At 63.5% G+C, this 24,489-nt stretch carries 26 protein-coding genes; 12 read left to right on the forward strand and 14 right to left on the reverse strand.

What is annotated here, in order from left to right:
* Nucleotides 1–49 precede the first annotated feature (49 nt).
* Entirely contained in the window at nt 50–895 is an 846-nt protein-coding gene (locus tag pbN1_RS15955; protein ID WP_169203533.1) for a hypothetical protein, read from the forward strand.
* A 135-nt stretch (nt 896–1,030) separates the two neighbouring features.
* Here the strand turns inward: pbN1_RS15955 and pbN1_RS15960 are convergent, their stop codons facing one another.
* The 12 genes from pbN1_RS15960 to pbN1_RS16015 form a co-directional block, all read right to left on the reverse strand.
* Nucleotides 1,031–1,459 carry a hypothetical protein gene (locus pbN1_RS15960; RefSeq protein WP_169203532.1) on the reverse strand — a complete coding sequence of 143 codons (429 nt, stop codon included), beginning with the start codon at nt 1,457–1,459 and terminating at the stop codon, nt 1,031–1,033.
* The gene (locus tag pbN1_RS15965; RefSeq protein WP_169203531.1) at nt 1,456–2,805 is read right to left on the reverse strand and encodes a recombinase family protein; all 1,350 of its coding nucleotides are present in this window, start codon (nt 2,803–2,805) and stop codon (nt 1,456–1,458) included. Before pbN1_RS15965 ends, pbN1_RS15960 begins: the two co-directional genes overlap by 4 nt.
* Nucleotides 2,802–3,257 (reverse strand): DUF2924 domain-containing protein, encoded by a 456-nt coding sequence (locus pbN1_RS15970; protein WP_169203530.1) that lies wholly within the window; start codon nt 3,255–3,257, stop codon nt 2,802–2,804. Before pbN1_RS15970 ends, pbN1_RS15965 begins: the two co-directional genes overlap by 4 nt.
* A 92-nt stretch (nt 3,258–3,349) precedes the next feature.
* Nucleotides 3,350–3,724 carry a hypothetical protein gene (locus pbN1_RS15975; protein ID WP_169203529.1) on the reverse strand — a complete coding sequence of 125 codons (375 nt, stop codon included), beginning with the start codon at nt 3,722–3,724 and terminating at the stop codon, nt 3,350–3,352.
* Between the two features lie 18 nt (nt 3,725–3,742).
* A complete protein-coding gene (locus pbN1_RS15980) occupies nt 3,743–4,126 on the reverse strand; it encodes a hypothetical protein (protein ID WP_169203528.1) in 384 nt (127 codons plus the stop codon).
* A gap of 164 nt (nt 4,127–4,290) precedes the next feature.
* Nucleotides 4,291–5,133 (reverse strand): coiled-coil domain-containing protein, encoded by an 843-nt coding sequence (locus pbN1_RS15985; protein WP_169203527.1) that lies wholly within the window; start codon nt 5,131–5,133, stop codon nt 4,291–4,293.
* Between the two features lie 16 nt (nt 5,134–5,149).
* Nucleotides 5,150–5,320 carry a hypothetical protein gene (locus tag pbN1_RS15990; RefSeq protein ID WP_169203526.1) on the reverse strand — a complete coding sequence of 57 codons (171 nt, stop codon included), beginning with the start codon at nt 5,318–5,320 and terminating at the stop codon, nt 5,150–5,152.
* Nucleotides 5,313–8,312, reverse strand: a complete 3,000-nt coding sequence (locus pbN1_RS15995) for a hypothetical protein (protein ID WP_169203525.1) — start codon at nt 8,310–8,312, stop codon at nt 5,313–5,315. The genes pbN1_RS15990 and pbN1_RS15995 overlap by 8 nt, the downstream gene beginning before the upstream one ends.
* A complete protein-coding gene (locus pbN1_RS16000; protein ID WP_210147540.1) occupies nt 8,309–8,563 on the reverse strand; it encodes a hypothetical protein in 255 nt (84 codons plus the stop codon). Before pbN1_RS16000 ends, pbN1_RS15995 begins: the two co-directional genes overlap by 4 nt.
* Nucleotides 8,560–8,751: a helix-turn-helix transcriptional regulator gene (locus pbN1_RS16005; protein WP_169203524.1), complete on the reverse strand. Its 192-nt coding sequence runs from the start codon at nt 8,749–8,751 to the stop codon at nt 8,560–8,562. The genes pbN1_RS16000 and pbN1_RS16005 overlap by 4 nt, the downstream gene beginning before the upstream one ends.
* 694 nt (nt 8,752–9,445) lie before the next feature.
* The gene (locus pbN1_RS16010) at nt 9,446–9,901 is read right to left on the reverse strand and encodes a DUF3489 domain-containing protein (RefSeq protein WP_169203523.1); all 456 of its coding nucleotides are present in this window, start codon (nt 9,899–9,901) and stop codon (nt 9,446–9,448) included.
* A 167-nt stretch (nt 9,902–10,068) separates the two neighbouring features.
* Nucleotides 10,069–10,422, reverse strand: a complete 354-nt coding sequence (locus pbN1_RS16015) for a hypothetical protein (protein ID WP_169203522.1) — start codon at nt 10,420–10,422, stop codon at nt 10,069–10,071.
* A gap of 331 nt (nt 10,423–10,753) precedes the next feature.
* On the opposite strand from pbN1_RS16015, the gene pbN1_RS16020 reads away from it, so the two are divergent.
* The 9 genes from pbN1_RS16020 (at nt 10,754) to def (ending at nt 20,716) form a co-directional block, all read left to right on the forward strand.
* On the forward strand, nt 10,754–12,247 hold the full coding sequence (locus pbN1_RS16020; protein ID WP_169203539.1) for a type I restriction-modification system subunit M: 1,494 nt from the start codon (nt 10,754–10,756) through the stop codon (nt 12,245–12,247).
* Entirely contained in the window at nt 12,235–13,770 is a 1,536-nt protein-coding gene (locus pbN1_RS16025) for a type I restriction-modification system subunit M (RefSeq protein WP_244856983.1), read from the forward strand. The genes pbN1_RS16020 and pbN1_RS16025 overlap by 13 nt, the downstream gene beginning before the upstream one ends.
* Nucleotides 13,763–14,902: a restriction endonuclease subunit S gene (locus tag pbN1_RS16030; RefSeq protein WP_169203521.1), complete on the forward strand. Its 1,140-nt coding sequence runs from the start codon at nt 13,763–13,765 to the stop codon at nt 14,900–14,902. The genes pbN1_RS16025 and pbN1_RS16030 overlap by 8 nt, the downstream gene beginning before the upstream one ends.
* Nucleotides 14,892–17,876 (forward strand): type I restriction endonuclease subunit R, encoded by a 2,985-nt coding sequence (locus pbN1_RS16035; protein ID WP_169203520.1) that lies wholly within the window; start codon nt 14,892–14,894, stop codon nt 17,874–17,876. The genes pbN1_RS16030 and pbN1_RS16035 overlap by 11 nt, the downstream gene beginning before the upstream one ends.
* 88 nt (nt 17,877–17,964) lie before the next feature.
* Entirely contained in the window at nt 17,965–18,357 is a 393-nt protein-coding gene (locus tag pbN1_RS16040) for a hypothetical protein (RefSeq protein ID WP_169203519.1), read from the forward strand.
* The gene (locus pbN1_RS16045) at nt 18,302–18,799 is read left to right on the forward strand and encodes a helix-turn-helix domain-containing protein (protein ID WP_169203518.1); all 498 of its coding nucleotides are present in this window, start codon (nt 18,302–18,304) and stop codon (nt 18,797–18,799) included. The genes pbN1_RS16040 and pbN1_RS16045 overlap by 56 nt, the downstream gene beginning before the upstream one ends.
* Nucleotides 18,799–19,239, forward strand: coding sequence for a DUF6941 family protein (locus pbN1_RS16050; RefSeq protein WP_169203517.1), 441 nt, complete (start codon nt 18,799–18,801; stop codon nt 19,237–19,239). Before pbN1_RS16045 ends, pbN1_RS16050 begins: the two co-directional genes overlap by 1 nt.
* A gap of 452 nt (nt 19,240–19,691) precedes the next feature.
* Nucleotides 19,692–20,150 carry a D-aminoacyl-tRNA deacylase gene (gene dtd / locus pbN1_RS16055; RefSeq protein WP_169203516.1) on the forward strand — a complete coding sequence of 153 codons (459 nt, stop codon included), beginning with the start codon at nt 19,692–19,694 and terminating at the stop codon, nt 20,148–20,150.
* A 38-nt stretch (nt 20,151–20,188) separates the two neighbouring features.
* On the forward strand, nt 20,189–20,716 hold the full coding sequence (def, locus tag pbN1_RS16060; RefSeq protein WP_169203515.1) for a peptide deformylase: 528 nt from the start codon (nt 20,189–20,191) through the stop codon (nt 20,714–20,716).
* A 219-nt stretch (nt 20,717–20,935) separates the two neighbouring features.
* Here def and pbN1_RS16070 read toward each other — a convergent pair whose 3' ends face one another.
* A complete protein-coding gene (locus pbN1_RS16070) occupies nt 20,936–21,301 on the reverse strand; it encodes a hypothetical protein (protein ID WP_169203514.1) in 366 nt (121 codons plus the stop codon).
* A 196-nt stretch (nt 21,302–21,497) separates the two neighbouring features.
* Complete coding sequence (locus pbN1_RS16075) at nt 21,498–22,664, reverse strand: mandelate racemase/muconate lactonizing enzyme family protein (RefSeq protein ID WP_169203513.1); 1,167 nt, start codon at nt 22,662–22,664, stop codon at nt 21,498–21,500.
* A 107-nt stretch (nt 22,665–22,771) separates the two neighbouring features.
* Here pbN1_RS16075 and pbN1_RS16080 point away from each other — a divergent pair, with 107 nt between their 5' ends.
* Together pbN1_RS16080 and pbN1_RS16085 are read left to right on the forward strand one after the other, a co-directional pair.
* A complete protein-coding gene (locus tag pbN1_RS16080) occupies nt 22,772–23,677 on the forward strand; it encodes a LysR family transcriptional regulator (RefSeq protein WP_169203512.1) in 906 nt (301 codons plus the stop codon).
* Nucleotides 23,678–24,016: 339 nt separating this feature from the next.
* Nucleotides 24,017–24,457, forward strand: coding sequence for a hypothetical protein (locus tag pbN1_RS16085; protein ID WP_169204273.1), 441 nt, complete (start codon nt 24,017–24,019; stop codon nt 24,455–24,457).
* The last annotated feature ends 32 nt before the right edge of the window (nt 24,458–24,489 follow it).

The raw sequence follows: 24,489 nt of genomic DNA on the forward strand, positions 1-24,489 counted from the left end.
TACGCAATGACGTTCGCGTTGTGTGTAATGGAATGCGTTTAACCGAGCCATGCAGGAAGCGAACATTCACGACTTCCTGTCCAAGCGGGGCCGACCAGACCCGACCGATCCCAACTTGGTACACGTCGACATTACTCAGCAGGACGGCACCATCAAGACAGTGACCGTCAACCGGCAGGACATTGAGGATGCCTACGACCGCGCAGATGCGAAACGCAGCGAACACCGTCTTGCCGCGGCCAAGGAAGTCGGGATGACAGTCGTGAAGACTGGAGCGACGATGGCAGCTCAGCAGGTAGTCGGCCTGATAGTGCTGGAGACCATTGACATTTTTGTTGACGAGATACGCAGCTTTGCCGTCAACGGCAGAATTATCAACGAAGACGGATGGTTACAAAACACAAAGGATGCCACGGCACGTGTGCAACAGCGCCTGTCGGATCGCTTTGAAGAACGGCAGATATGGGTCCGCGCGAAGTCGCTTGGGATCGAAGCTGGAGTGGCCGGCGCCTTGAGCGTAATTCCGCAGATACTTATCTCGCTAATTCTGAAGATGCCATCCTTTGTATTGGCCCTCATCCGCGAATGCACGCTGAGTATCGTTCGCTGTGTGCGCATCTTAGCCAGTGATGATGTCGACAAGATCGAAAGTATCAAGATCATCCTGGCAGGAACAGCGGCAGCCATCGTGGGCGTGTACGTTAGTCGCGTCATTAGCAACGGTATTGCCGGCGTGCCGTTACTAAACCGCTTCAACGCTCCGATCACAGACGTGCTCACCGGCCTATTGGTAACGGCAGTACCGCTGACAGCCATCTACACCTTCGAGCAGAACAAGCACAAACTTAGTTTTATTACGTCCCGGTTCGGCGGCACGTCGGAGCAGACTGCGTAACTAAGGCAAAGCCCACACGTAGAAAAGGCCCAACCCGGCAGTCCACACGGACGCTGCGCGATAAAGCCGCGCAGCGCCGGTGACTTCTACGTTGAGCGACTGCTTTCCTCAAAACTCTACGGCAACTCCGGGCCGTCACACGTCATACCCCTCGAACAACGCCTCCTGCGCCGCCCAGTCCTGCGGCACCGCATGATTCTTCAGCCACAGCAGACTCAGCGTCTTCGGCTGCCGGCCGTCGAGAATCGCCCGCACCATCCGCGGCGAGAGCAGCGTGAGCCGCAGCAGCTCGTTGACGGTGGTGTGGTGCAGCCCCTCGCGCCGCGCGATGTCGGTGCCGCTCTCGACCACCCCTTCGTCGATCAGCCGCTGCCAGTGAAACGCCCGCGACAGCGCGGTGAGGATCGGCGCGTCGTGCTGGGCCTCGGCGGCGGGCGAGTGCGCGGCCGGAATCACATGCTTGCGCCCGCCGCGCCGCTTGATGCGGATCGGCAGTACCGTGCGGATGCGAACCCCCTCGGCACTTTCCTGCAGCGCCTGGCCCGTCTGCTGGATCTTGGTCATGCCGTTGCCTCCTGTTGTTCTTCGACCTGCAGCAGTTCGCAGCCGATCGTGTTTGCGTGCAGCTCACCGACCAGTTCCCGCCAGCCCGGTTCGCGCCAGACGATCTCCAGCGTGTCCTCGGTGACGACCACCCGTTCGATGAGCAACTGCACGATGCGCTGCTGCTCGGCGGCGAAGAGTTGCCGCCAGACACCCGCGAGGTTGCGCAGCGGCAGCACGATGTCCGGTTCCGTGAGCTGCGGGTGGTCGTGGCGCGCCGCATCGCACACCGCCTGCGTCACTTCCGGCGCGAGCAGGGCGGCGTGGACTTGCGCCAAGACCATGTCCTCGATGGGAGCGGCTGGCAGCATCCCAATCGGGTGCTTGCCGGCACCATAGCGCAGGGTTCGGCGCGGCACGTAGTAACGGTAGCGACGCCCGTTGGCCTTGGTCGTGAAGGAGGGCTGCAGGCGCTCGCCGTCGGCGGTGAAGAGTAGCCCCCGCAGCAGCGCCTCATCGACCCGGCGCGCCCAAGTGTCGGTGCGGCGCACATTGATGTTCTCGGCGAAGATCGTCTGCACCGTGTTCCACAGCGCCTCGTCGACGAGCGCGGCGTGCTGACCCGGGTAGCTCTCGCCCTTGTGACTGATTTCGCCGAGGTACAGGCGGTTGCTGAGGATCTTGTGCAGCCCCTGCTTCGAGAAGGGCGTGCCACGGCGCGAGGTGATCTTCTCGGCGGCCAGTGCGCGCACGAGATCGGTGGTCGAGCGGCAGGCGACGAACTGCGCAAAGACGCGCCGCACGAGCTTCGCCTCGCCGGGCTCGATCACGAGTTGCCGTGCCTCGACGCGGTAGCCCAGCGGCACGACGCCCCCCATCCACATGCCCTTGCGCTTGCTGGCGGCGATCTTGTCGCGGATGCGCTCGCCGGTCACCTCCCGCTCGAACTGTGCAAACGAGAGCAGGACGTTCAACATCAAGCGGCCCATCGACGTTGTCGTGTTGAACTGCTGCGTCACCGACACGAAGGACACCTTGTGGCGCTCGAAGACTTCGATCATCCGGGAGAAGTCGGTGAGGCTGCGCGTGAGGCGGTCGATTTTGTAGACGATCACGATGTCGATGCCACCGGCCTCGATGTCGGCCATCAGCCGCCGCAGGCCCGGCCGCTCCATGTTGCCCCCCGAAAAGCCGGGGTCGAGATAGTCATCGGCCACCAGCGACCAGCCTTCCGAGCGCTGGCTTGCGACATACGCCTTGCCGGCCTCGCGCTGGGCGTCGATCGAGTTGAACGACTGATCGAGCCGCTCATCGGTGGATACCCGGCAGTACACCGCACAGCGCTTCTTTGTGACGACCGCACTCATCGCCCACCTCCGGTCTTCTTGAGCCCAAAGAACGCCGGCCCGGACCAATGCGTGCCGGTGATCGCACGGGCCACCGCCGAGAGGCTGCGGTAGGATTTGCCGTCGAGCGCGTACTGGCCATCCGCGGTGACGACCACCCGGTACTCGCGCTGCTCCCACTCGCGCACCAGCACCGCACCGGGCATCAAGCGCACCTGCGGGCCGCGTCCGGTCTTGATCTTCGAGTGCCGCTCGCCGCAGTCGGCCAGATGCGCCTTGACCTCGGCGGGCAGCCCGCCGTAGGCGAGCTCCTGCAGGCGGTACGCCAGGCGCGCTTCGAGGTAGCCGCGATTGACCCGATTGGGCCGGCGGGGGAAGTGCTGATCCCACAAGGTCCACAGCGCGGGCATCGGCAGCTCGGGCAGCGCCGCCACTTGCGCAGCGACGCTCAGACTAGAGGAAGATGCTTTCATCATCGTTCTCGGTGGTGGAGACGTGTCCATGAACGCGCTGTGGCCGGCACAAGGCAAGTCACAACGCGCTCTCGTGGCGGCTCGCGGCGCGATCAGCCTCGATCCGTCCGGTAGGTCACACGCGCGCCGGTCGTGCGCTCATTGACCGCCATGAACGTGATCGCGTCGTCCCACCGACCGCAGGCGATATCGGTGTCGTCGGCATCGACGGGCATGATCCAGCCGGTGATTCCAGGCGGAATCGTCAGCAGGTCCCCGGGACGCGTGATCAACCAGCACGGACCGCTCGCGGCCTGCGCCTCGGTGAGCAGGGCGGGATCGACAGCCGGAAAGTTCTCGTGCGAGAAAATCGGCCGCCACACCAAGGTTGTGCCGCGCTCGAACCAGTGCCGCACGCACTGCTCCATGTCGTTGCCGGTCGGCGCGATCGTCTTCCATTCGCAATCATGCGTGGCTGCGTCTTGCATCCTCGTTTCCTCCTCGGTTCAGCGGCGCCGGCCGAGCCAGCGGGCGATGCGGCTACGTTGCAGTTGCACCGCGTAGCGCAGGTACTCGCGCGTCTCGGCGATCGCCCAGCCGAGTCGCACGAAGCGGTCGTCCTCGCGCTTTTGCCGGCGTCGACGCGGCAGTACCGTCGGCAGCGTCTGCGGCGGGCGCTCGGAGCCGAGCGGGATCGGCGGCACCTCGGTGAAGTGAATGCCGCCGCCGTCCGCCTCAGGCGTGCTCACGACGACGTCAAGCTCGGGGGGCGGCACCGCCTCCAGCACGCGGCGCAGATCGGCGGCGGTGGCGCGGCGCGCGAGCTGCACGAGCGCCGCCTGGCGCGCGAACGGGTTGGTCTGGTCGAACTGTTCTCGCTTCAATTCCATCTGGTCTCTCCAAAGGTCGAGGGGTGCCAGCTTTCCGCGCTGCGCTTCGCGGTTCGCGCCGGCGGGCGTTACGTGGCATGGCGCATGGAGACGCGTGCCGGGAAGAACGGCACGCACAGGGCCGACGGCGATATGCCACGACTGCCGCCGTTGGCCCTGTCCTGTCAGATCGCCGGCACCTCCGCTTCCAGCCGCGCCTGGGTCGCCTCGACGACGTCGCGGGCGATCTCGATCTCGTAGCGATCGGCCGGGTGCGACAGGTGGCACTCGTGCCGGCTTACCGCGGCGCGGGCGACGAGCTCGATGAGGGTGGGCAGCTGCTCGTGGAGCTCGAGTTCGGCGACCGTCGCGCGGGCGTGAAGGAAGCGGGTGCGCGCTTCGCGCAGCGCCTCGGGAATCGCCTGCAGCTCGGTGCCGAGCGACTCGACGCGCGCCTGCAGATCGGTGCGGGTGGTCTGCGCGACCCGCAGCTCCGTGTCCAGCCGCAGTAGCGCCTCGGGCATCACAAACGCGCCGTCGCCTTCGATCATCGACGCGCTCGCCGCCTCGGTCTCGGCGCTGATCTGTGCCGTGAGCTCGGTCACGCGCGCATCGATCTTGCCGATGAGCGCCTGCGCCTTGTCGCGCTCGGCCTGGAGCGAGTGGCGTTGCCGGCCGAGCTCGGTCATCGTCGCTTGGGCGCTCGCGAGCTGCTGCGGTGCCTCGATGCGCTGGCGCAGCCCGCTGTGACGCTGCTGCAAGTTCCACAGCGCGCGCTCCAGTTCATGAACGCGTTGCTCGGCGGTGTTCGCAGCCAGCCGAGCGGCTTTCTCGGCCGGGCTCATCTGCAGGCGCTGTGGGTGGCGCGCTTCGAGCTCACGGCTCGCGTCGCGCTTCACCGCGTGGTCCTCGCGCGCCGCAGCGAGCTCGGCTGCGGTTGCTTCGAGCTGCGCAGTGGCCTCGGCGAGCTCGGCCTGCAGCCCGGCGAAATAGCCGGACGACTTCTTGCGAAACGGATTGAGTTTCATCGGGTGACTCCTTCTCTCAGCGGGTGGGGTACTTGCGCGCGAGCAAGGCCTGCATCGCGCGCATCAGCACGTTGGCGGGGTGGGCGTGAGCGGCGGGCGTGCGCGGGGCAGGCGGCGCCGATGGCTCACGAAGCGTGCGAACCCAGGTGGGCTCGACGTAGGTGCGGACGGTGGTGCGACTACTCACGATGTTCTCCATAGCGAATGCCGTGCTCTACGCCGCGCGGCGTGGCGTTGGGGATGGGTTCGGAAAGCGGGCGAGCGGCGCCGGCGAGCGGATCGCGCGCGAGCGATGCGCTCAGATGTGCCGAGCAGTGAGCGGCGGGCGCCGCGGGCTGGGAAGGGGGGTTTGGTGGAGTTGGGGGGTTTATTCCCCCTTGCTCTATATACTTGGCAACTGCCAAATCGCTCGCGTAAGGAGTGGCAAACCCACCTTCTGCACCAAACCCCCCTTCGGCCTGCTTCACCTGCCACTTCGAGACGCCGTGCGCGCGTCCACCGCGCTCGATGCGAAGCCCCTCGCAGATCCGCCCGGCCATGCGTTCGATCCAGCGTCCCAGGCGTCGCGAGTTGATGCGCCCGTGCTCGCCGGCGATCTCCATCAGCACGTCCTGCAGCCGCCCCCGGTCGCTATCCGCGGGGATGCGGCCGCTGACCACCGGGTCGGTGGCGAGCGTGATCGCCTCAGCCACCGACTTCGGCTTGTCGCCGAAGAGCGCGTGCCAGCACGTCAGCAGGCTGCCGAGCTTGCGCGTCTCCGGGTCTTCCTCGTAGGAGGAGTCGATCGCGTCGCACGGATCGGCGACATCGAGCAGTCCCTGCCGCCCGACCCACAGCACCGTCTGGCGAACGAGATCGGACCAGTCCTCGAAGCTCGCGGTGCGATCGCGTGTGACCGGCGTGCCGGTGCTGAGATAGCCGCATACCAGCACCAGCGCATGACGCACCAGCGCCTGGCGGTGCTCGCGCACGTAGCGTTCCGGATCGAGGGCGAAGGCGCGCCGGTAGGGCTTGTCGCTGTGCGGATCGATGCGACAGGTGAGCAGGCGCCGGTTCAGATCCCCGACCAGCGCGACGTTGTTGCCGGTGGCCAGAAAGAGCCCCGTTGCCGGCACCGAGATTGTCACGGAGGCGCCCAGCACGCGGTCGCCGTACTCGCGTGCGGTCAGGTAGGCGCACAGCGCTGCGCTATCGAGTTGGCCGGCGATGTTGTCGAAGATGAGCGCGGGTTTGCCTTCGCGCAGCGCGGCCAGCAGCCGCTTGCGCAGTTCTTCTTCCTCCAAGGTGGGGGGCATCAGGGAAGCCGGATCGGCGCCGGCCAGAATCGACAGGCAGACCGCCAGCAGCGACTTGCCACTGCCAGCGCTCGGTGCGGTAAAGAGGAACCCGGGCGCGGTCGGCAGCACCGCGCGCAGTGTCGCGGTGAGCAGGGCCGCCAGCATCACGCCGCGGTCGATCGGGCCGACGAACGGAAAGTCCTTGAACGGATACCAGAGCCCGTCGATGGCCGCCCTCAGTTGCTCGACGCTCGGGTGCAACGGGATCGCGGCCTGCTCGGGCTCGTTCAGAATCAGCAGCAGCCCGGTTTGCGGGTCGTGACCGTCGCGATCGAGCACGCGGGCGTCGAGGGTCAGTACCGGCGCGGTCAGCACCGCCCGCAGCTTGGGCAGCCCGTAGCTGCCGCGCATCGCCAGCACGCGCTTGGCCAGATCGAGCGGGCAGTCGACCGCGTACCAACTGTGGGATCGCTGGCTCAGCCGCTCGAAGTTGATCAGCGCGCTCAGGTGCACCGTCAGCCATTCGGCGCTGACCGGATAGACCATGCCGCGCGGGCTCACATGCACGAGCTCGCCGCCGCGGTCGAACACGGTGCCGTCGAGCCGCATCAGATCGAGGACGCTGCGCACCAGCCGGTGCAACTCGCCGCCGATCAGACGCAGCGTGCGCGCCGGCCGGTGCAGCGTGTAGCGCGTGCCGCCGTGCGCGTGGCTATAGATATAGGGGCGGCCGGCATTGCGCAGGTTGATCCACGCGATGCGTGCATCGCGCTGATAGTCGGGCTCCAGCGGATCGGCACAGCGGCGGTTGTGGTAGCGCTCCGGCGCATCGAGCATCGCACCGACGCTGACCCGCTCGCCGTCATCGAGCACCAGCTCGAAGTCGCCCATCAGGCGCTTGTCGCGCACCGCGCGCAGCAGGAGCTTGCGACCGATCTCGGCATCGGCTTCCGGGTGGCGGCTCTGCCAGTTCGTCAGACGCTCCTCGACCCAGCCGGCGTGGGCCAGGTTTACTTCATTCTGAAGGTCGGGCTCCTGTTGAAGGGCGCTCTTCAGCGCCGCGAGTTGGGCACGCTCAGCCGCGCTGAGATCGGCAAGGGTGGCGGCCGTATCGATCGGCTGTGCGTCGCAGTTAAAGATCACCGGAGCGGGCTGGCGCTGCGCCAGGGGCGGTTCGCACTGCGCACCGCCGCAGAAATCCAGCCGCTCGGGCTGCCACACGGCGGCATCGACGACGGTGCGTTCGAGCAAGGCGCCCGAGCGCGAGACGTCGAAGCGGCCGTGACCGGCCAGCCACAGTCGATCGACCAGCGTTTGGCCGGCGCGCGCGATGTCGTGCGCGTCGGCCACGACGATATAGAGGCGCTGGCCGGTGATCGCGCGCAGGACGTCGCCGGTCTCGGTGTTCTCGATGCAGGACGAGGCCGACGGGCGCCACAGGTGCGGGGCGTCGCGCAGCTGCGGCCACGCGGCGTACAGGATGTCGCGCCACGCTTGCGGACACAGAGCCTCGCAACCGGCGGCCGGATCGTAATCGAGCATCATCAGGCCCGGACCGGTAGGCCAGCCAAAGTGCTCACGGGTGCGGGAGACGATCGGCAGCTCGGCCGGGTTCTCGGGGATCGTCGGGTGGGGGAGCTCGCGCTTGGGAACGATGCGAACGGCCGCGAACCGGGCGACGCCGAAGGCCGCGGCGTGGGCGGGCGTGAGTGCGGTCAGGACCGTGGCGAACTCCGCGAGATTCGTCACCGCCACCTGCTGCGCTTGCCCGCTCACCAGCACGCCGCCCGATTCACGCGCGAGCGTGCCGTCCGCGTCGAGGCGAAAGGCCTTCGACAGCCGGCGCGGTCGCTGCGCGTGAAAGACGGTAAAGCGGATCGGCTGTGCGCTCCGGGCGGTCATGCGCACTCCTCATCGGAGAGCCGCGCCTTGAACCAGTCGCCGGTGATGCCGATGCAGTAGTACTCGCGTCCGGGGCCCGGATGGTTGCGGTCGGGCACGATCCACAGGTTCTCGATGGGGTCGAAGGACCAGGTGCCGGCGCCAAAGAGCGCATCCAGGAACTGCGGCATCCCGCCGGTGGCGAGGGCGCGTTGCACTTCGCGCTTGAAATGCCGCGTCCGATGGCGTGCAAGGGAGGCGGCGCGGCTCACGGGCGGGCCTCCCGGCGCGTCGGGGCGGCGAGGCCCTGGGCTTCGCACGCTTCGACTTGGTCGAGCGGATACAGCACACGGCCGACCACGCGCAGGAAGCCCGGTCCGGTACCCCGGCGGCGCCAGCGCTCGAGGGTCTTCTCGCTGATCTGCCAGCGCGCCGCGAGCTGTTGCGGGGTGAGATGCATCGATGTCCTCCGTGGTCTGTTCCATCACCGCTGGCCCTGTCCAGTTGAGGATCAAAGGTCATTCGGTGATGCTCATGGAGTGACATTGTGCCTGATGCGAATTGGTAAAAAGGTACGCTGAATCAGCATGATATCTATCTAGTACGAACTGTTACCCTCCTTGGCTCTTTAACCCTATCTATGCCTCATGAGTACGAAAACATGCCCTTGAGTACTCGCTGTTACTCTCCAGTTCGGACGTTGGGCGCATTCGGCTCGCCGCGACGCGTGATCGGGGTCGCCTTGGTGGCACTGTCGGCGAGAAACGACCGCCACTACCGTCGCCGAGGGCCGGCGTACGGTGTGACGATGGTGATGGTCGTGATGGTTGATCTCCACTGTCTGGGCGGCAAAGAGAGATACACGCCGGTCGCGACGGGTCCTTCCTGGCGAGAAAGCGATACGGGGGGCGCGCGCGCAGCATCTCGCTACCGACCGGGTGCAAATTGAGGTTTGCAGGGGTTTGCGGTTGGCGGCCCCGAGCGCGGAAAACCCGCCGATGACGGGTGCGGTCAGGGAGGTCGTGGCATCACGAGGCGTGACGCCACATTGCGCGGCGTACCTGCGGACGATCGGGGACGGGGAGAAAGGGGCGGAATTGAATTCACACCCCTTGGGACGCAGTCTGCGCTGGAGCGCAGACCCCTGGCATCCGTCAGACGATTCGGTACGCGCGCTCGCCGTCGGCGCCCTTCTCGGAGATGATCGCGAGCCTGAGCTTCTTGCGCAGGGTGCCGGAGAGCGCGCCGCGCACTGTGTGAGCGAGCCAGCCCGTCGATGCGCAGATCTGCGCAGTGGTCGCGCCCTCGGGCCGGCGCAGCATCTCGATGACGACGGCTTGCTTGGTGTGCTGGCGGGTGCGGCGCGCGGCGGTGGGCGCCGGTGCTTGCGCTGCGGGGGCTTCCCGGTCGATCGCCGCGTACCCTGCGGTGGTCATCAGCCAGTCCTCGCCGTCGGCGCGTACCAGTTCGCGGGCGAGCAGCGCTTGCAGCATCTTGTTGCGCGCGCCGCCGCGCACGCCGGTGGGAAACTCGGCCACCTTGCCTCCGTGGAGGTCGGCGGCGCGGGTGAGGAGGAACTGCTGGGCGGCGGTGAGTTTGATCGTGTCCATGTCGTTGCTCCGGGTGATGGATGTTGCAGGCACCATGAACGCGCTACCCGATGGATAAGCCAAGCGCGACGGCATCGCCGGCGTTCAGCGAGAGCAACCTTCGGCAAATTTGCCGAAGGTTCACGGCAGGCACGTGCGGTGCGCGCAGGTCGTCATCGGGGTGCGCGTCAGCCCGCGTCCTGCATGTTGATCTCGCAGTGGATGACGAAGCCGACCAGATACGGCAGGCCCTCGGGGATCTCGTAGTCGCGGGCGGTGGCGCGGTCGATGTGCCAGTCCATCCACTGTCTCGTTGCAGCGTCGATGGCGTCCTTGAGACCTCTTCCCTGGTGCAGATCGTTCAGCACCGTATCGGCAAAGTGCCTGCCGTGCCGACTGTCAAGGAAGGAGCGGGCGCCGTCGGGACTGGTGCTGGTTGCCGCGACGATGGCCTCAATCGCAAGTGGCCAGGCTGCGGCAGCGTGCTCGCCGATAGTGCCGAAAAAGCCCCAGGACTCGTTGCGGGTGGTGGGGATGTTCATGGTGTGCTCCGGGGTGATCGATGACGACACCATGAACGCGCTGTTCGAGCGATTAGGCAAACTGTCAGCGCATACTTCAAGTTCTTTCGCGAGTCAACGCACACGTCTCGGCGCCGCGCTTCCGCCGTGCTTATGATGCATTGGTACAATAGGCACGGCGAATCTGAAGGAGCTTCTCGTCTTTGGAGTCGCTCAGGATGTTGTCCTTTCGGGCTACTGGCCAAAGCAGTTTGCTTGGAACCGGATAGCTCTCCATTGGCCGCATACCGAACGATCCATGCATGTCGACGGGGCTCTGTGGTCGCATGCGAAGAACAACTGGGGTAGGGATTTGAACCAGGCAATTTGTCTCATCGACCTTGAAAGCCACCTCTGGGAGTCGGCGAACATCCTCCGCGGCCCCGTAGACGCCGCGGACTTCAAGACCTACATCTTCCCGCTGCTGTTCTTCAAGCGCATCTGCGACGTATGGGACGAGGAATACCAGGAGATCGTCGATGACATTGGTGACGAGCAACTCGCCTGGTTTCCCGAATCGCACCGTTTCCAGATCCCGGAGGACTGCCACTGGAACGATGTACGGTCCAAGGCGGCGAACGTCGGTGCCGCACTCCAGCACGCCATGCGCGAGATCGAGAAAGCCAACCCGGACACCCTGTACGGCGTGTTCGGCGATGCCCAGTGGTCGAACAAGGAGCGGCTGTCGGATGCCTTGCTCAAGGACCTGATCGAGCACTTCTCCAAGTTGCCGTTCGGCAACAAGAACATCACGTCGGACCTGCTCGGGGATGCCTACGAGTACCTGATCAAGAAGTTCGCCGACGCCACCAACAAGAAAGCCGGCGAGTTCTATACCCCGCGCAGTGTGGTGCGGCTGATGATCGACATGCTCGACCCCAAGGAAGCCGAGACCATCTACGACCCAGCTTGCGGTACCGGCGGCATGCTGCTCGCCGCCGTCCAGCACGTGAAGGAACAGCACGGCGACGTGAAGCGGCTGTGGGGCAAACTGTACGGGCAGGAAAAGAACCTCACCACATCGTCCATCGCCCGCATGAACCTGTTCCTCCACGGCATCGAGGATTTTCAGGTGGTTCGCGGCGACACCCTGCGCAATCCAGCCTTCTTCGAGGGCGACCAGCTGGCCTCCTTCGACTGCGTGATCGCCAATCCGCCGTTCTCGTTAGAAAAATGGGGCGAGGACCTGTGGTTGAACGATCCATTCGGCCGCAACTTTGCCGGGCTGCCGCCCTCGTCGAGCGGGGACTTCGCTTGGGTGCAGCACATGGTCAAGTCGATGGCAGACGTGAGTGGACGGATGGCCGTGGTGCTGCCCCAGGGCGCCCTGTTCCGCAAGGGTGTCGAGGGCAGCATCCGCCAGAAACTGTTGGAGATGGATCTCATCGAGGCAGTGATCGGACTCGCACCCAACCTGTTTTACGGAACCGGACTCGCCGCGTGCATCCTGGTCCTGCGCAAGCGCAAACCGGCCAAGTACACGAAGAAGGTCCTGATCGCCGATGCATCACGCCTGTTCCGCCGCGGCCGCGCACAGAACTATCTGGAGCCGGAGCACGCCGCTGAGATTCTCGGCTGGTATCGGGACTTTGCCGATGTGCAGGACGCGGCCCGGGTGGTCAGCCTCGACGAGATCAAGGCCGAGGACTGGACGCTCAACATTTCGCGCTACGTCCTGCCACCGCTGCAAGAAGACATTCCACCGCTACCTGACGCCATCGCGGCATTCAAGGATGCACTGACGCGTTGCCGTGAGGCCGAAGAGCGGCTCGCGAAGGTCATGACGGAAGGGGGATGGCTGCAATGAGTCATCCAAGCAAACGCATCAGCCAGCAAGAACTGGAAAGCTACCTGTGGGGTGCCGCCGTGCTTCTGCGCGGCCTCATCGACGCGGGCGACTACAAACAGTTCATCTTCCCGCTGCTGTTCTACAAGCGCGTGTCCGATGTCTGGGACGAGGAATATCAGGCGGCGCTGGCCAACTCGGACGGTGACCTCTCCTACGCGCAGTTCGCCGAAAACCACCGCTTCCAGATCCCCGAAGGTGCGCACTGGAATGACGTGCGGCAGACCCCGAAGAATGTCGGCGCTGCCATTCAGAAGGCCATGCGCGCCATCGAGACCGCCAATCCCGATCTGCTAGACGGCATCTTCGGTGATGCTCCCTGGACCAACCGCGAGCGCTTGCCCGACGAAACGCTGAAGAACCTGATCGAGCACTTCTCGACCCAGACGCTGTCGGTGGCCAACGTGCCCGAGGACGAACTCGGCAACGCCTACGAGTACCTGATCAAGAAGTTCGCCGACGACTCCGGCCACACGGCGGCCGAGTTCTACACGAACCGCACCGTCGTCCACCTGATGACGCAGCTTCTGGCGCCGCAGGCCGGCGAGTCGATCTACGACCCCACGTGCGGTACCGGCGGCATGCTGATCTCGGCGTTGGACGAAGTGAAGCGCTCGGGCGGCGAGTACCGCACGCTCAAGCTCTACGGGCAGGAGCGCAACCTCATCACCTCGTCCATCGCCCGCATGAACCTGTTCCTGCACGGCGTGGAGGACTTCGAGATCATCCGCGGCGATACCCTGGCCGACCCCAAGCACATCGAGGGCGACCGCCTGCGCCAGTTCGATGTGATCCTGGCCAACCCGCCGTACTCCATCAAGCAGTGGAACCGCGAGGCTTGGAGCAGCGACAAGTGGGGCCGCAATTCCCTGGGAACGCCGCCGCAGGGCCGCGCCGACTATGCGTTCCAGCAGCACATCCTGACCAGCCTCACAGCCAAAGGGCGCTGCGCCGTTCTTTGGCCGCATGGCGTGTTGTTCCGCAACGAGGAACAAGCGATGCGGGCCAAGATGATTGAGCAGGATTGGGTCGAGGCCGTCATCGGCTTGGGCCCCAACCTGTTCTACAACTCTCCGATGGAGTCGTGCATCGTCATCTGTAACCGCAAGAAGACCGCTGCACGCAAGGGCAAGGTGATCTTCATCGACGCGGTGAACGAGGTCACCCGCGAGCGTGCCCAGAGCTTCCTCACGCCCGCCCACCAGCAGCGCATCCTGGCCGCCTACAAGACCTTTGCGGATGTGCCCGGTTTCGCCAAGGTCGCCACCCGGGCCGAGATCGGCGCAAACGCGGGCAACCTTTCGATCCCGCTGTACGTGAAGCGCATTTCCTCAGCCATCGCTACCGACAGCAATGGCGATGCGGTATCGCTGCGCTCCTCTTGGGGGCAGTGGCAGAACGACCGCCGCGCCTTTTGGCAACAGATGGATGCGCTCGTGGAAACGCTGGACGGTCTAAAGACGGAGGACATCGAGCGTGTCTGACAAGAAGAACAAGAGCCTGAAACCCGGCTGGCGCCTTGTGAAATTCGGCGAGGTGGTGCGGCAATGCAAAGAGAAGGCCGATCCCGAGACCTCCGGGCTGGAGCGCTACATCGCTGGTGACCATATGGACACTGATGATCTTCGACTCCGCCGCTGGGGCGAGATTGGCTCGGGCTACCTGGGGCCAGCCTTCCACATCCGGTTCAAGCCAGGACAAGTCCTCTATGGCTCGCGCCGAACTTATCTGCGTAAGGTGGCGGTGGCTGACTTTGAAGGCATCTGCGCCAATACGACTTTCGTGCTGGAGCCGAAGAACCCCGGTGAACTTCTGCCCGAACTTCTGCCGTTCTTGATGCAGACCGACGAATTCAATGCATTCTCGGTCAAGAACTCGAAGGGTTCGGTCAACCCCTACATCAACTTCTCTGATTTAGCGCGGTTCGAATTTGTGCTGCCGCCAGTGCAGGAGCAGCGTCGGGCCTTGGCTCTTCTCACCACAGGCCTGAGCACTGTCGACGAACTCCGAGCAGCCACAGACGCGCTCTTGGCCCTGCGGCGTTCTATGGAAACGCGACTGCTCGTAATGGACGGCGTCCCAAGACAAAAGGTTGGACATCTCGCCAAATTCACGAGCGGCAAAGCTATCCGTGTCTCCGACCTGCCCAAGCATCCGTCAAAGTCGAGTCCCATTCCGGTTTATGGCGGCAACGGGATTTCTGGATACACCGACGCCTATCTGGATGGCACGTCGAAGCCAACTGTCGTCATTGGTCGCGTTGGGCAATTTTGCGGCGTCACGTCGATGACGACAGGCCCATGCTGGATAACTGACAACGCCCTCTATCCGTCGAGGATAAGCACTGACATCCATCCAACATTCCTGGCACTCTGTTTGCGCGCCGCAAATCTCAACCGGAGCAAACTGGGCGAATACTTGCCGCTCATCACCCAAGAAGTAGTGCACAAGATCGAGATCCCGGTGCCGCCCCTGTCAGAACAGACCGCCGCAGTAGAGGAGTTTCAGGACATAGAAACTGGCGAAAGCATGTTGGAGACACGACTAATTCACACGCGCTCCCTTGTGATGCAGGTGGTCGGCCACATGGTTGCAGGGGGCGCAAATGACGTTTAACGAATCCAACACTGTCGAAGCCTTCGTCCGCGACCTACTTGCAGGCCCGATCAAGGCGACCCCACCAAACGCGGTACAGGAGCCCCTGCCCAGCTACGGTCCGAGCCCCAAGGGCGTCGGCTGGCGCTACGCGGCCCCCGCTGAAGTCCCGCGCCAGATTCAGGAGGTCCTGGTCGAGTCGTGGTTGCGCGATACACTTGTCCGCCTGAACCCGGAGATCGCCGCCCAGCCCGACCGCGCCGATGAAGTGCTCTACAAGCTGCGCGCCATTGTGCTGTCAGTGCGCTCGGATGGCCTGATCCGCGCCAACGAGGAGATGACCGCCTGGATGCGCGGCGAGCGCTCCATGCCCTTTGGCCAGAACAACGAGCATGTGCCGGTACGGCTGATCGACCTGGACGACCTGAAACAGAACCAGTACGTCGTTACCCAGCAGTTCATCTACCGCGCGGGCCCCACCGAGCGTCGTGCCGATCTGGTGTTGCTGGTCAACGGACTGCCGCTGGTGTTGATCGAGGCCAAGACGCCGGTCAAGAAGTGCATCAGCTGGGTCGATGGCGCGGTGCAGGTGCACGATGACTACGAGAAGTTCGTACCGGAGCTCTTCGTCTGCAACGTGTTCTCGGTGGCCACCGAGGGCAAGACCTACCACTACGGGTCGATCGGCCTGCCGGTCAAGGACTGGGGCCCGTGGCATCTGGACGGTGCCGATGCGCAGCACCACCCACTGAAATCCCTCAAGCTGTCGGCCGAGAGCATGTTGCGCCCGCATGTGGTGCTCGACATCCTCGGCAGCTTCACGCTTTTTGCCACGGACAAGAAGAAGCGCCGCATCAAGATCATCTGCCGCTATCAGCAATACGAGGCGGCCAACAAGATCGTGGAGCGGGTACTCGCGGGCTACCCCAGGAAGGGACTGATCTGGCACTTCCAGGGCTCGGGCAAATCACTGCTGATGGTCTTTGCCGCGCAGAAGCTGCGCATGCATGCCGGCCTGAAGAACCCCACCGTGCTGATCGTGGTGGACCGGATTGATTTGGATACCCAGATCACGGGCACCTTCACTGGGGCCGACATCCCCAACCTGGAGAAGGCTGACACTCGCGAGAAACTGCAGCAGTTGCTGGCGCAGGATGTGCGCAAGATCATCATCACCACGATCTTCAAATTCGGCGAGGCCACCGGCAGTCTGAACGACCGCAGCAACATCATCGCCCTGGTGGACGAAGCCCACCGCACGCAGGAAGGTGATCTGGGCCGCAAGATGCGCGAGGCCCTGCCCAATGCGTTTCTGTTCGGCCTGACCGGCACGCCGATCAACCGCGCCGACCGCAACACCTTCTATGCCTTTGGTGCCGACGAGGACGAGAAGGGCTACATGAGCCGCTACGGCTTCGAGGAGTCCATCCGCGACGGCGCGACACTGAAGCTGCATTTCGAGCCCCGCCTGATCGACCTGCACATCGACAAGGCCGCACTGGATGCTGCCTACAAGGATCTGACCGGCGGCCTGTCGGATCTGGACAAGGACAACCTCGCCAAGACCGCCGCGAAGATGGCAGTGCTGGTCAAAACACCCGAGCGCATCCGCAAGATCTGCGAGGACATTGTCGAGCACTTCCAGACCAAGGTGGAACCCAACGGCTTCAAGGGGCAGATCGTCACCTTCGACCGGGAGTCATGCCTGCTCTTCAAGGCCGAGCTGGACAAGCTGCTGCCACCCGAGGCCACCGACATCGTGATGTCGGTGCAAGCTGCCGACAAGAAAGAACACCCGGAGTACGCGCCCTACGACCGCAGCCGCGATGAAGAGGAGCGCCTGCTGGATCGCTTCCGCGACCCGGCCGACCCGCTGAAGCTGATCATCGTAACGGCCAAGCTGCTGACCGGCTTCGACGCACCCATCCTGCAGGCGATGTATCTGGACAAGCCGCTGCGCGACCACACGCTGCTGCAGGCCATCTGCCGGGTGAACCGCACATACTCCGAGCAGAAGACCCACGGCTTGATCGTCGATTACCTCGGCATCTTTGATGACGTGGCGGCGGCGCTGGAATTCGACGACCAGAGCGTCAAGCAGGTGGTCAGCAACATCCAGGAGCTGAAGGACAAACTGCCCGAAGCGATGCAGAAATGCCTCGCATTCTTCCCCGGCATCGACCGCGACCAGCAAGGTTACGAAGGGCTGATGGCTGCGCAGGAGTGCCTTCCGAACAACGACGTGCGCGACAACTTCGCCGCCGAGTTCAGCGTACTCAACAAGATCTGGGAAGCGCTGTCACCCGATACGGTGCTGGGGCCCTTCGAGAAGGATTACAAGTGGCTGTCGCAGGTGTACCAGTCGGTGCAGCCTTCCAGCGGGCACGGCAAGCTGATCTGGCATTCGCTGGGCGCCAAGACCATCGAGCTAATTCATCAGAACGTGCATGTGGATGCGGTGCGAGATGACCTCGACACCCTGGTGCTGGATGCCGACTTGCTTGAGGCTGTGCTCTCGAACCCTGATCCGAAGAAGGCCAAGGAGATCGAAATCAAGCTCAAGCGCCGGCTACGCGGGCACGGTGGCAATCCCAAGTTCAAGAAGCTGTCGGAACGGCTCGATGCGCTGAAAGACCGCTTCGAATCCGGACAGATCAACAGCGTCGAGTTTCTGAAGCAGCTGCTGGAGATCGCCAAAGAGACCCTTCAAGCCGAGAAGGAGGTCCCGCCCGAAGAAGACGAGGATCGCGGCAAGGCGGCGCTGACCGAGCTGTTCAACGAGGTCAAGACGGCCGAGACGCCGATCATGGTCGAACGCGTGGTGGCGGACATTGATGAGATCGTGAGGTTGGTCCGATTCCCCGGGTGGCAGGGGACCCTGGCGGGTGAGCGTGAGGTGAAGAAGGCACTGCGGAAAGCGCTGTTCAAGTACAAGCTTCACGCGGATGAGGAGTTGTTCGAGAAGGCGTACAGCTACATCCGACAGTACTACTGACCGATTTCGCCATGCACGCCGGTCCACAACCGAATCTCATCTTGCAGCGGTACCGATGAACTTGCTACGATATACCTAGGTCGATATAATGCTACGCCTGTTTGTCCATGATGATGCTGAAGACGATCTGGAAGACCTCTGGGATCAGGAGCCGGAGGCCGCGGCTCGGCTCACAGTGTTCCTTGAAGAACTTGAGGGGAACGAAGACCTTCTGGATAGGTTGTCGCAGCATGATTATGGTGCACATCGAGGGGCCGATTTCCACGTCAGCAAGTGGCTCGAGCAGTGGAAGAAAGGCAAAGATGTTTGGCGCTTGAAAGTATGGGATCTTGAAGACAAGGGGATGAGGTATCGCATCGTCTATGCCTTCCTCCCTCGAAAGGGTCAATATCATGTGCTTGGCATTGTGCCAAGGGAGTTCGACTATGATCCAGGCCACAAAATCTCTCGACGTATCCTCGCTGCCTACGAAAACCTTTGAGGGGTTTGTCCGTCCTGTGGGCGTTGTTGAAGCGACCACAGTCGCGCAGCCCTGCGTGGTTTTTCGGCTTGAGGATTACACCTCGACCAGGATTGATGCTCCCCCACGCCATAAGTCAGTTGGGGACCTCGTTAACAAGTGGAGCAAGGACGAGAAGCGCCGCGCCGCTCTTGAGCAGGCACGTGCGTGGTTCGCGGATTCGTTTCATGGGGAGGAGAGCATTACCGTTCGGGCGTTACGTTTGCGTAAAGGATGGTCGCAGTCTCAGTTGGCGGACGAACTTGGGACGAGCCAGCCGCACGTTGCACGCATCGAGCGCGGGACTGAGAACGTAACCATTGACACGTGTCGGCGTCTGTCGAAGGCTCTCGGGGTAGATATGAACACGCTAGATACAGCTCTTCGTAGGCAGGAAGAGTTAGCAGCCAAGAAGGCCGAGTGATGCAGCGTCACATCCAGACCATTTTTTGTGATGACATCCGGCACGAGTTGGGGGGCAAAGTATCATTCATAGGTGTTTACTCTGCGCGCTTAATCGTTCCGGCATTCCCAGTTACGCTGCCCAAGTTATGCGTGGCGGTAAATGCCGTGACGCCTGCTGCGCAGCCGTTTGAGAGGCTCACACTGCGGGTGCTAAAGGACGATGAGCTTCTGTTTGAAGCAGTTTTTGACGAGAAGCAGCTAGCCGAAACGGTGGAGTCGGCGGTAGACGAAAATCAGAACCACCATGATTCTGTGCTCGCACTTGGGGCGCATGTGGTGATGTCGCCGTTCCAGATTGGCGGCCCTTGCAGACTTCGAGTCAGAGCGGAGACTGAGGAAGGAGAGTTGAGGGGGCTCAGTCTCATTGTCGAGCAGGCGCAGGCCGGAGGGGCACAGTAGGGCTTTCCCCTGCCGTAGATTCAATGAGACCGGTGGCTTCACGGTTGAGTGCGCAGCATTACCCTTGAGCCCCAAGAGCGGGTAGTTCGGTAGTCAACTCAGCACCACCAATACCCTCAAAGCCCGGACTCGCTCCGGGCTTTGTCTTATCTGCCCGTAACGCCAGCACTGGCGCGGGTTCCAGCGATGCGTGCGAAAGGTGCGGTCGCGTCTGAAACCCTGCATTTGTCATAAATTGCACAAAAATGAGGCAGAGAGGGCTCTCTACTCTCTGTTTGTGCGAAAGGCGGTTTCGCACGCGCCCTATACGAATCAATGGGTTGCGAAGGCATGTTTGAAACGTGCTTTGGCGGGCGAGGGCGACCGAGTGCGAGATTATGATGCGAGCAAAACCGTGAACGTCGATTGGGGGCGCGGCGACTCGGGCGGTCGCCCTCGGGAAGGCTGATACGATGCTGGCACTGGTACAACGGGTCTGCGAGGCGCGCGTCGTCATCGAGGGCGAAGTCGCAGGTCGAATCGGCCACGGGCTGCTGGTGTTCTTGTGTGCCGAGCGCGGCGACACCGAAGCCGAAGGCGAGCGTCTGCTCGCCAAAATACTCAAGCTGCGCATCTTCTCAGATGCTCAGGGACGCATGAACCGGTCGGTGCAGGATGTGGACGGGGGGCTGTTGATCGTGAGTCAATTCACGCTGGCCGCTGACACCTCGGGCGGCAATCGGCCCAGTTTCAGCGGAGCCGCCGCGCCCGCCGACGGACTGCGCCTGTACGAGGCGTTCGTGCGGCGTGCCCGCGACATGCACCCCGAGGTCGAGAGCGGTCAGTTCGGTGCCGACATGCAAGTTCATCTGGTCAACGACGGGCCGGTCACCGTGCCGCTGAGGATCGTGCCGACGGCGCTGCCGGCCTGATCCGATCGTTGTCGTCATTATTTCCAAAGACCGAATCCATGACGATCCGCACACTTCTTCGCATGGGCGACCCGCGCCTGCTCCAGCCCGCTGAGCCGGTCGACGCCTTCGGCACGACAGCGCTCGCCGCGCTCGTCGTCGACATGTTCGACACGATGGCCGCACATGGTGGCGTGGGGCTTGCCGCGCCACAGATCGGCGTCGGGCTGCAGGTGGTGATATTCGGTTTCGAGCGCAGCGAACGCTACCCGGACGCTCCACCGGTACCGCAGACGGTCTTGCTGAATCCGGTGATTACCCCGCTCGGCGAACTTGTCGAGGAGGGCTGGGAAGGGTGCCTGTCGGTTCCCGGACTGCGCGGCATCGTTCCGCGCCACAGCCGCATCCGCTATCAGGGCGTCGGTCCGCAGGGGCAGACGATCAATCGCATTGTCGAAGGTTTTCACGCCCGGGTGGTGCAGCACGAGTGCGACCACCTGGCGGGAGTGCTTTACCCGATGCAGGTGCGTGACTTCAGTCGCTTCGGCTACACCGAGGTGTTGTTCCCCGATCTGGACAAGGCATAGCCCGAGGCGATCCGCATTCGTGATCCCGCCCGACGAAGTCGGGATCACCGCGATATGGGCGCAGGGTGCGGGCGGACAGAACGTGAACAAACTGTTGAATGCGATGCCTCTGCGCTTCGACATTGCCGCCTCGTCCTTGCCAGAGGCGATCCGGGGGGGCGAGTAGGGCGTGGGGCCGGCCGATGCGGATCTCGGCGCGCTGCGGTAAGCGACAAGGAATCAGGTCCCGTCGAGCAGCTTCGTGCATTCGGCCATCAGTGCGCGGGCGAGGTCTGAATCGTAGTTGGGGTCGAGGGCTTCCATCATCTCGTGCGCCGTCTGTAGCCCCGCCTCGCGCGACAGCGACCCAGCAAGCTGGCGGGCCAGCTCATCACTGAGCTCGGACAGGAAGCGGCGATCGGCCAGCGGCAGACTGCGCCCGCTTCGCCCGAGCCACTCCGCGATGAGACTCGCGCCCTGCGCCGCGGTGGGCCACTGCCCGTGCTCATAGAAGACCGACAGACGCTCGGCCGTCAAGGCGAAGAGCAGCGCGGCGCGAGTGCCGCGGCTGTCGGCGGGGGGAAGGGAAGGGGCCTGCGGGCGCATTGATTTGCTTCGTGCGGAAAGTCGCACCGTAGCACGGACGGTGCATGCCAGTGGATCAGGTTTTTTGTGGCGGAATGCCGCAATAGCGTTGGTGTGTCCAACTTCGGCAGACAACCCAGACCCGCCGCTCGAGCTTTTTCAGACCGGCCATTCGCTCCCACACCGTCGCCCTTGGACGACGGTGTGGATTCAGCCCCTACTCCGCGAGCTTGCGCATCTCGCAGATCAGGTCGGACTTGCCCTCGAAGCCGATGCCGGGCAGCTCGGGCAGGGTGACGTAGCCGTTCTCCACCTTGACCCCATCGGGGAAGCCGCCGTAGGGCTGGAACAGGTCGGGGTAGGACTCGTTGCCGCCCAGGCCGAGGCCGGCCGCGATGTTGAGCGACATCTGGTGGCCACCGTGCGGAATGCAGCGACTGGCCGACCAACCATGTTGCTTGAGCATGTCCAGGGTGCGCAGGTACTCGACCAGTCCATAACTCAATGCGCAGTCGAACTGCAGCCAGTCGCGATCGGGGCGCATGCCGCCGTAGCGGATCAGGTTGCGCGCATCCTGCATCGAGAACAGGTCTTCGCCGGTTGCCATCGGCTTGTCGTAGTAGTTACGCAGCGTGGCCTGCAGTTCGAAGTCCAGCGGGTCGCCCGGCTCTTCGTACCAGAACAGGTCGTATTGCGAGAGCGCCTTGGCGTACTGGATCGCGGTATCCAGATCGAAGCGCCCGTTGGCATCCACCGCCAGCTTCTGGCCGTCCTGCAGCACGCTCAGGATCGCGTCGATCCGGCGCAGGTCGTCATTCAGCGATGCGCCGCCGATCTTCTTCTTGACGACCGTGTAGCCGCGGTCGATGTAGCTGCGCATCTCGTCCTTCAGCTTCCCGTGATCCTGACCGGGGTAGTAATAGCCGCCGGCGGCATACACGAAGATCTTGCGATTCGCCTTGCCGTCGCCATATCGATCGGCCAGCAACTGGAAGAGCGATTTGCCTTCGATCTTGGCCACCGCGTCCCAGACCGCCATGTCGATGGTGCCGATTGCCACCGAGCGCTCACCATGGCCACCCGGCTTTTCGTTGGTGAACATGCAGTTCCAGATCTTGTGCGGGTCCAGATTGTTGCCGGTGGCATCGACCAGGCTTTCCGGGTCGGCCTCCAGGATGCGTGGAATGAAACGCTCGCGCATCAGGGTGCCCTGGCCATAACGGCCGTTGGAGTTGAAGCCATAGCCGATGACCGGTTTGCCGTCGCGGATCACGTCGGTGACGACGGCCACCAGGCTGAGCGTCATCTTGCTGAAATCGATGTAGGCGTTGCGGATCGGGGAGCTGATCGGAACGGTCTTCTCGCGAATTTCCACTATTTTCATCTGCGTCTCCTTGAGGGCTCGAAGCTGGTAAGTCAGCTCCAGTGACGCTAGGATAGTTATAAGCGCTTCCCTCATGTTTCAGCGTGAAGTGACATCACTATTAAACAATGCTTAAGACTGCAAGCTTCTCCGAGCTCGAGTTCTTCGTGCTGCTGAACCGGCTGGGCAGCCTTTCGGCGGCCGCGCGGGCGCTCGACATCACGCCCCCGGCCGCCACGATGCGCTTGGCGGCGATGGAAAAGCGCATCGGTGCGCGACTGCTCAATCGCAGCACGCGCAAGATCAGCCTGACGCCCGAGGGGGAGATCTACCTCCAGCATGCGAGCCGCCTGATCGACGAACTGCGGGAGCTGGATGAAATCGTCTCGGGGAACGGCCACGCGCCGCGCGGACGCCTGCGCGTCAATGCGCCGCTCGGATTTGGCCGGACCGTGATCGCGCCGCTCGTCTCGACCTTCACCGCCCGGCATCCCGAGGTCGAGGTGCAACTGGAGGTCACGGATCGTCCGATCGATCTGATCGAGAAGGGCTTCGACCTCGCGGTGCGGTTTGGCGAGTTGCCGGACAACCGGATCAATGCGCGCCGGATCATGTCGAATCGGCGCTTTCTCTGCGCCTCGTCCGCCTACCTGGAAAAACACGGCACGCCGAGGAAGCTGGACGATCTGACCCGGCACCGCTGCATCGTCCATCGGCAGAACGACGATGCGTACGGCGTGTGGCGCTTCCTCGTCGACGGGCGCACCGAGATCGTCAAGGTCCATGGCACCCTGTCCAGTAACGATGGCGACATCGTCCAGGGCTGGGCGCTGGACGGTCAGGGCATCGTCATTCGTTCAGAGTGGGATGTGATCAAGCACCTGGAAAGCGGCCGGCTGCGGCGACTTCTTCCCGAGTTCACGCTGCCGAGCGCGGATCTCTACGCCTACTACCCGAGCAAGAAGAATCTGCCTACCCGGGTCAGGACGTTCATCAACTTCCTGGTCGAGCGACTGGCCAGCGAAGCGGCATAGCCGGTCGGTTTATGGCGTTGCAATCGCAGACAGTTTTCGTGCGGAGATAGCGCCTGCTCTCCGAATCACGCAAGTAATTTCGCTTGCGGGGTGCCGAGGATGTGCACGAGAAGCTCTATCGGTATCCTGCGCGCCGGGACTTGACGCGAAGATGGCCGGGCTGCCGCCCGTGAGCGACCGCGTCGAGTGCCTCAGCGCTCACCAGAATTGACCCGGCTTCCGCTCAAGTAATTGACCCAGCAATCTGAGGTAGGGTCGCCGCCGTGACGGCGGCCGATTGATCTATTTGGCCCGCCTGTCGGACGCTCTCTGGAGGGTTCCCTCGGCAGAGGTCCGTCCATGCAGAGCAAACAGTGCGCTGGCTGCGGCAAGTTATTCCATCCCCGGCCGCAAACCCCCCGGCAAAGTTACTGCGCGTCGGCGGCGTGCCAGCGGGAACGGCGACGTCGCTGGCAACTGGCGCGGCGGCAGAGCGATCCCGAGTACCGAGAGAATCAGGCGCGGGCGCAGGCGGCGTGGGCCGCACAGCATCCCGATTACTGGCGCGAGTACCGGCGTTCGCATCCGGCGTACAGCGACCGTAACCGCCGCCAGCAGCAGGCGCGCGACGCGAGGCGGGCGGCACGCGTTCTTGCAAAGATGAACGTGTGGACGCGTGAAACGCCCGTGCCCTCAGGGATTTACCGGCTGAGCCCGGCCACGCGTGACGATCTTGCAAAGATGGACGCGTGGATGGTTCGAATCACTGCGGTTTCAAGCCCTTACGCACCCTCCGGCTGATCTTGCAAAGAGAGGACGTCATCGCCATTCGC

The sequence above is a fragment of the Aromatoleum bremense genome, from assembly GCF_017894365.1.
Classification (GTDB): domain Bacteria; phylum Pseudomonadota; class Gammaproteobacteria; order Burkholderiales; family Rhodocyclaceae; genus Aromatoleum; species Aromatoleum bremense.

Bases quoted from the DNA above. Each gene is read 5' to 3' on its own strand.
- pbN1_RS16040 (WP_169203519.1), top strand. From the start codon at position 17,965: ATGCTACGCCTGTTTGTCCATGATGATGCTGAAGACGATCTGGAAGAC.
- pbN1_RS16015 (WP_169203522.1), bottom strand. From the start codon at position 10,422: ATGAACATCCCCACCACCCGCAACGAGTCCTGGGGCTTTTTCGGCACT.
- pbN1_RS16010 (WP_169203523.1), bottom strand. From the start codon at position 9,901: ATGGACACGATCAAACTCACCGCCGCCCAGCAGTTCCTCCTCACCCGC.
- pbN1_RS16045 (WP_169203518.1), top strand. From the start codon at position 18,302: ATGATCCAGGCCACAAAATCTCTCGACGTATCCTCGCTGCCTACGAAA.
- pbN1_RS16070 (WP_169203514.1), bottom strand. From the start codon at position 21,301: ATGCGCCCGCAGGCCCCTTCCCTTCCCCCCGCCGACAGCCGCGGCACT.
- pbN1_RS16005 (WP_169203524.1), bottom strand. From the start codon at position 8,751: ATGCATCTCACCCCGCAACAGCTCGCGGCGCGCTGGCAGATCAGCGAG.
- pbN1_RS16085 (WP_169204273.1), top strand. From the start codon at position 24,017: ATGCAGAGCAAACAGTGCGCTGGCTGCGGCAAGTTATTCCATCCCCGG.
- pbN1_RS16075 (WP_169203513.1), bottom strand. From the start codon at position 22,664: ATGAAAATAGTGGAAATTCGCGAGAAGACCGTTCCGATCAGCTCCCCG.
- pbN1_RS16050 (WP_169203517.1), top strand. From the start codon at position 18,799: ATGCAGCGTCACATCCAGACCATTTTTTGTGATGACATCCGGCACGAG.
- def (WP_169203515.1), top strand. From the start codon at position 20,189: ATGACGATCCGCACACTTCTTCGCATGGGCGACCCGCGCCTGCTCCAG.
- pbN1_RS15960 (WP_169203532.1), bottom strand. From the start codon at position 1,459: ATGACCAAGATCCAGCAGACGGGCCAGGCGCTGCAGGAAAGTGCCGAG.
- pbN1_RS15965 (WP_169203531.1), bottom strand. From the start codon at position 2,805: ATGAGTGCGGTCGTCACAAAGAAGCGCTGTGCGGTGTACTGCCGGGTA.
- pbN1_RS16025 (WP_244856983.1), top strand. From the start codon at position 12,235: ATGGCTGCAATGAGTCATCCAAGCAAACGCATCAGCCAGCAAGAACTG.
- pbN1_RS15975 (WP_169203529.1), bottom strand. From the start codon at position 3,724: ATGCAAGACGCAGCCACGCATGATTGCGAATGGAAGACGATCGCGCCG.
- pbN1_RS15995 (WP_169203525.1), bottom strand. From the start codon at position 8,312: ATGACCGCCCGGAGCGCACAGCCGATCCGCTTTACCGTCTTTCACGCG.
- pbN1_RS16080 (WP_169203512.1), top strand. From the start codon at position 22,772: ATGCTTAAGACTGCAAGCTTCTCCGAGCTCGAGTTCTTCGTGCTGCTG.
- pbN1_RS15980 (WP_169203528.1), bottom strand. From the start codon at position 4,126: ATGGAATTGAAGCGAGAACAGTTCGACCAGACCAACCCGTTCGCGCGC.
- pbN1_RS15985 (WP_169203527.1), bottom strand. From the start codon at position 5,133: ATGAAACTCAATCCGTTTCGCAAGAAGTCGTCCGGCTATTTCGCCGGG.
- pbN1_RS16035 (WP_169203520.1), top strand. From the start codon at position 14,892: ATGACGTTTAACGAATCCAACACTGTCGAAGCCTTCGTCCGCGACCTA.
- dtd (WP_169203516.1), top strand. From the start codon at position 19,692: ATGCTGGCACTGGTACAACGGGTCTGCGAGGCGCGCGTCGTCATCGAG.
- pbN1_RS15970 (WP_169203530.1), bottom strand. From the start codon at position 3,257: ATGAAAGCATCTTCCTCTAGTCTGAGCGTCGCTGCGCAAGTGGCGGCG.
- pbN1_RS15955 (WP_169203533.1), top strand. From the start codon at position 50: ATGCAGGAAGCGAACATTCACGACTTCCTGTCCAAGCGGGGCCGACCA.